Annotated in this window: 4 protein-coding genes and 1 pseudogene; 4 read left to right on the plus strand and 1 reads right to left on the minus strand. The window is 48.2% G+C overall.

Annotation, left to right across the window (positions count from 1 at the left end; translation table 11 throughout):
• Positions 1–137, minus strand: a pseudogene (locus H620_RS27870) (phosphopantetheine-binding protein); the annotation flags it as partial.
• Between the two features lie 658 nt (positions 138–795).
• Here H620_RS27870 and H620_RS26655 point away from each other — a divergent pair.
• The 4 genes from H620_RS26655 (at position 796) to H620_RS0118675 (ending at position 5,121) form a co-directional block, all read left to right on the plus strand.
• Positions 796–1,656 (plus strand): McbB family protein, encoded by an 861-nt coding sequence (locus H620_RS26655; protein WP_081669726.1) that lies wholly within the window; start codon positions 796–798, stop codon positions 1,654–1,656.
• A gap of 797 nt (positions 1,657–2,453) precedes the next feature.
• The gene (locus H620_RS26665; protein WP_081669728.1) at positions 2,454–3,656 is read left to right on the plus strand and encodes a YcaO-like family protein; all 1,203 of its coding nucleotides are present in this window, start codon (positions 2,454–2,456) and stop codon (positions 3,654–3,656) included.
• Positions 3,653–4,411: an ABC transporter permease gene (locus H620_RS0118670; protein WP_049818824.1), complete on the plus strand. Its 759-nt coding sequence runs from the start codon at positions 3,653–3,655 to the stop codon at positions 4,409–4,411. Before H620_RS26665 ends, H620_RS0118670 begins: the two co-directional genes overlap by 4 nt.
• Positions 4,411–5,121 (plus strand): ATP-binding cassette domain-containing protein, encoded by a 711-nt coding sequence (locus H620_RS0118675; protein WP_027907857.1) that lies wholly within the window; start codon positions 4,411–4,413, stop codon positions 5,119–5,121. Before H620_RS0118670 ends, H620_RS0118675 begins: the two co-directional genes overlap by 1 nt.
• The last annotated feature ends 299 nt before the right edge of the window (positions 5,122–5,420 follow it).

Raw genomic sequence — 5,420 nt, forward strand, 5'->3', positions numbered from 1 at the left:
TGCGTGGCCAGCAGCGAATGCCCGCCCAGCTCGAAGAAGTTGTCGCACACCCCTACCCGTTCGGCCTTGAGCACATCGGCCCAGATGCCGGCCAGCACCGCTTCCAGCTCAACCCGCGGCGCCAGGTAGGCCTGGCTGTGGTGCCCGAACGGGCTTCTAAACATTTTGAAACAATGATGATCGAGTAAACATCACATCAACCCCTTAGAAAACGCTGAACAACCGACGCAACAAAAGCCACTATTCTTACTGCACAAAGTAAATTTTCACACAATAAATAATCATAAACCCCACAAAAAATTAAACTCTTCGCACTAATAACCGGCAACAACCATCTGAGGTAGGAACTTTCCACTGGAAGCCCCCTACACTGGCCTTCCAAGCCATACACAGCGTTGTTTTTTATACATCCATCCTAGGCTGTCGCAACATTGACAATAAAAGATTGAAGTTCTAAACCTGCAGATACCCGCACATGCCGGGCAACAACAAAAACAATCAAGGGGACACTATGGAAAATCAATATGGCATCAGCATCCTTGAACTTACCTCCCACAATGAGTGTGATATGGACTCTGAGTATTTTGGGGGATCTGGCGGCGCTGGCGGTTGCGGAGGTAGCGGAGGCTGCGGCGGCGGTGGGGGGTGCAGCGGCGGCAGTGGTGGGTCCGGCGGTAGCGGAGGTCACGCTATTAATAATGATGATAGCGCAAACTGAGAAGCCTATGACCAACTAAGGAATGAGCGTTCCCGGCGCAACACCGGGAACGCCTGCATAACACTTGAGATAATGCAATGAGCACACTGAGAGTTTACAATTACGAAATACTAAACTTCGAGCGAGAGCCGATGGTGTTCTCAAGCACAGGATTCACAAAAATCACAGAACCCAAAATAATCAGAGCCTTGCAACAAATAGAAAACACTCAATCCAAGTACATAGAGCACAACGACCTTGAACACATATTTAAAACTGAAAACCTAGACCCCAGAAGCGCACTAAATTTCCTGAAGTCTTTATCAATTATAGGGGAAAACGCAGAAACGCCGCACTTCCAGGAGACAATTATATATCACGACCTGGAAATCCCACCAACACTAAAAAAATATTACGAAGAAAAATACAACAACACGATTAAAATTGAAAAAATCGAGCATTTTGAAACACCTCCCCCCCATACCCCGAGGTTATTTGTCTTCGCCTGCTTAAAGCTACGTCCTGAGTCAATCAGAACAATCTATACAGGCTTAATGAAAGGCAACCCCGATCACGGGGCCAGTATTGGCTTTATAAGCAACAACCACTTCCACCTAACAGAAGTGCATGTACCGTCAATCGGAAACCCCTGCGCATTTTGTACTCTCGATCGGGTTGCATACTATGAAACCAAGCGCATCAGTCAACATCCGTGGAGCAAAGTATGGGCTTTCTGCTGCCAAAATAGGTATGACTTACCTAAAGCATCCATTGATGACCTTCAGACCTCATTAATTCTAGGAACCATCATTTCATTCACCAACAAACTTACGCACGCACCCAAATTCAGACAAACGCAAGACCAGACCCTACTGTCCAGAACGATCGACTTAGAGACCGGTGCCGTCACAGAAGAAGTAAGCGTCCACTGGCCATTCTGCCAATGCTTAGGGGAATAGAATGAGCATTAGTCACGATCAGTATTCAAGACTCACTGACTTCAGAGTCCTCGAGGAAACATTAGCATTTCACGCAAAGGGGAACTACACACTACACAAGGCGACACGACATCTAAGCACACTTCACCACATCCCAGCAAAGGACCTAAGCAAGCTAACCGGTAAAGAGTTAAAACTCAATACACTCACAAATGAACCCGAAGACTGTAAATTCCACTTAACACCCCTCCCCCTGGAACACCCTCTCGTGAGGAACGAGTCATGTGACGAATTTGGTGAGCGCTACTTGCATTTTGATACTGTCCGCACGTTGCTGGCTCCGCTCCTGAGAAAAATCGGCTCCAAATACAAACGCGGCTATCCGAGTGCGGGAGCAATTTTCCCTATAGAAATATTCTGCATAAACTTGGACAACAGAATAGAAGCATGGCCAACTGATTGCAGAGCACTGCATCTACTTCCCTCATCCCAAACACTAGAAATACACAGCACAAACATAAACATCAAGCAACTGATTCAAGCCATAACGCCGCAAAGCCCAGGAATTGGCACACCTTCAATCGCGCTCGTTTATATGATTTATCTACCCAAAGCACTATTCAAGTACAGATATCGAGGCTACCGCCACGCTTTGATGGAGGTTGGGTCTCTCTACATGCTCACAGACCTACGCTGCAAAGAAATAAACTTGGACAGCAGACCTTGGTCAGCCTTCACAGACCACCAAATAACAAATCATTTAAATCTTAACCCCACCCTGTTCCTACCGGCATGCATCCAGTTGATAGGTTAGGTCTATGAATATATTCAGTGAAATACATCATCCTTCATCTGTTGATTTCGAAGTACTTCGCCCCAGCGCGGTTAGACACCTACCTCACAGTGTGGAGTGTGGCAGTCGCTGGCACACCTATGGATCCAGCAGCGGCTGGTCTGCGGATGTAACGACCCGTGCCAGGGGTGAGCATTTCGAGCGCAAGCATTTCTACCTAGACATCCCGGTCAACGATACCAAGAAACTTGCTGATGGTCTGAGCGCTCAAGAAATCGTTGATTTCACGGACGCTTTCGCGCAGACATCGGTCTATGGCACAGACATAAAACTCGACTCACATTTCTTTGATCGCACAAACGAACACAGAGTTATCGACTTCACCTCCTGCAAAGTCCCAACTGCATGCCTCTCAATAACAGAATGCAGAAACAACATTGATAATAGTTACTACCCAATGCGAGACACCTGTGGTTGCAGTGCGCACGACAATATTGAAAGCGCCATTACTGGCGCCCTAAAAGAAAGTCTCGAACGGCAATTTTTACTGCGTTTCTGGCTTACCCTTAAATATAACAAACGCCATACCTACCAAGAAGCATGCGCCCTACTAGAACTCCGACCTAGTTCTACGCTCTTTCGTGAGTTAGGCAAGTCTGGCGACATACTCGTACTTGACCTCACTGACGGGCGCTTCCCGGGAGCCTGCATCCTTGTCTGTTACGGCAACATGCGCCGCGGCGCCAAAGTACATTATTGCGCAGGCATGTCATACGCAGACACTGCAAGCAATGCGCTCGAAAAAGCGATCTTGGAACTCTGGCAAACATTTCGCTATATGCAATCGATTGATCACGACAGCCATCTGACCCGCGAGCCTCAAGACCCTTATCTTAAGCATTTCCTTGCCTGCAACAACTATGAAACCTATCAAGAAATCTCCAAAGGCACACCTTACGAGAGCAGTGACGGCCTTGCCCTTAACTGCCAACCCTTCAACTGCCAGAGCCTTTTGAGCACACTCAGACGTTTAGAACTAAACGGCTACCTCTATACCTCTCAATTAGCCTCTACTCGATCAAAAATTTACTTTTGTAAATATTTTTCTCCCAACCTATTTCTTCACATGAACAACTCACACCACTTCAATCTCAAAAACAGGTACTCCACCCCCTTCCTCGATCACGTTATCGCACACCAACTATCCCGCATGGTACCCTTCCCATGAATAGACACTTGAAGCCCATAATCGTCAACACACAAAAAATAGCGCACATTGCTCGAATCTTAACCCTAGAACAATTAAGAGAACCTACAGCCCTTCTATGGTCAGCCATCGCACCTTGCCTTCTATTTCTGTTGACAAGGGGTCACACTGATGCAACTCCCGGCCGTGACGACGCCTATATACACTCCGCATCGTGGTTTTTCTCGTACATCTCTGCTAACGTCGCCTTTTTTGGCTTCAGCTTTTACCTCGTAGGAAGAAGAGAGAGTGGCTTCACCAGATCTTTCATTTACCAGCGCGGCGCCATTGGGCGTTTTTTAGTCTCACATTTTGTCAGTTATTCTGTAGTGAGCGTGCTCTATGCACTGCTATTTTATCTTGTCACCAAGTGGCTATACGGACAGTACCTGATTATTGAGTTGCTCTACGTGATTGCATGCTTTTACACCAGCTTCATGATATTCAGCTGCATCGGGCTTGCTGTAGCCGCACTGCCTATCAAATTCAATACAGCCAGCACACTATTTTCACTTCTTTCGTTTCTCATGTTGCTTTCAGGCTATTTAGGTGCCACTCAGATGCGCCTCTCACCACAAAGCGTTGTTTCTTTCAACCCGCTGCACCTGAACCGCATGATCTTCACCAATGAAATACCGTTGCTGGCGTCCTTTTGCATGGCGCTCGCGGCGTTGCTTACTGGTCTTTACATCACCGGACGGCATTTTAGAATTCAACCGGTGTGGAGCAGATACTGATGGACGTTATGAAATTAATAGAGCTGTCTTTCAGCTATGGGAATATGCCACTGATGAAGGATATCTCACTCACTCTCAAGGCGGGTGAGCTGATAGGTATTCTAGGCAGCAATGGCGCGGGCAAAACAACACTATTCGACCTCATCTGCAAATTAAAAACACCTTCAAGCGGGCGTATCCTCACCTCGGCAAAGCGACTTGTTTATCTTACGCAAATCCTAACACCACCTCCTTTATTACGCATGGGCGAAACAGGCGAGCTCATAAGGCACTTGAACTCAAACACCCACCCCAACCAAAGTGAAATGCTGGCCCGCTTGGCCAAATGGTCACCATTACTGTATAAACGGTACAACCTAATATCCCAAAAAAAGATTGCTCACTGCAGCTACGGTGAGATCCGCAGCTACTTCACCCTGACCCTCTTGCTGCTGCAAAGTGAATTAATCATCCTCGACGAGCCGACTGCAGGTGTGGATGCAGAATTCCGGCATTACATATGGCTAGCCATTAACAGTGCACGCCAAGAAGGTGCCAGCGTGCTGGTATCGTCCCATTACACCGAAGAGATCGCGGCAAATTGTGACCGCTTCTACATGCTTGCAAACCAGCGGCTGGAGGCGTTCGAAAGTGGCGGAGTATTTATGTCGCGTTTCAACGCTTTCTCACTCGATGAGGCATTCATCAAAGCGTCCTCTCATGAGGATTGACAAGGCAAGCTGCAGAGCTAGCGAGGGCACCGAGGCCGGGGCTGCTCGGGAAGAGTCTCGGCAAGCGCTGAGTTTGAGACCACTGGGGTTGCTTTGCAGCCCTATCGCGACACATGGCCGCTCCTACAGGAATACGCAATCCCCTGTGGAAGCGGCCTTGTGTCGCGATAGAGGCGCAAAGCGCCCCCGTCGGTCTACAGTCCTTCCAGCTCCGCCATCAGATCACTCAGCCGGTCGACCTTGTCGTCATCAAGCGCACTGTCGCGCAGCCCTTGCACATACTCAGCCAACGCCTCCAC

Source organism: Pseudomonas taiwanensis DSM 21245 (assembly GCF_000425785.1).
Taxonomy (GTDB): domain Bacteria; phylum Pseudomonadota; class Gammaproteobacteria; order Pseudomonadales; family Pseudomonadaceae; genus Aquipseudomonas; species Aquipseudomonas taiwanensis.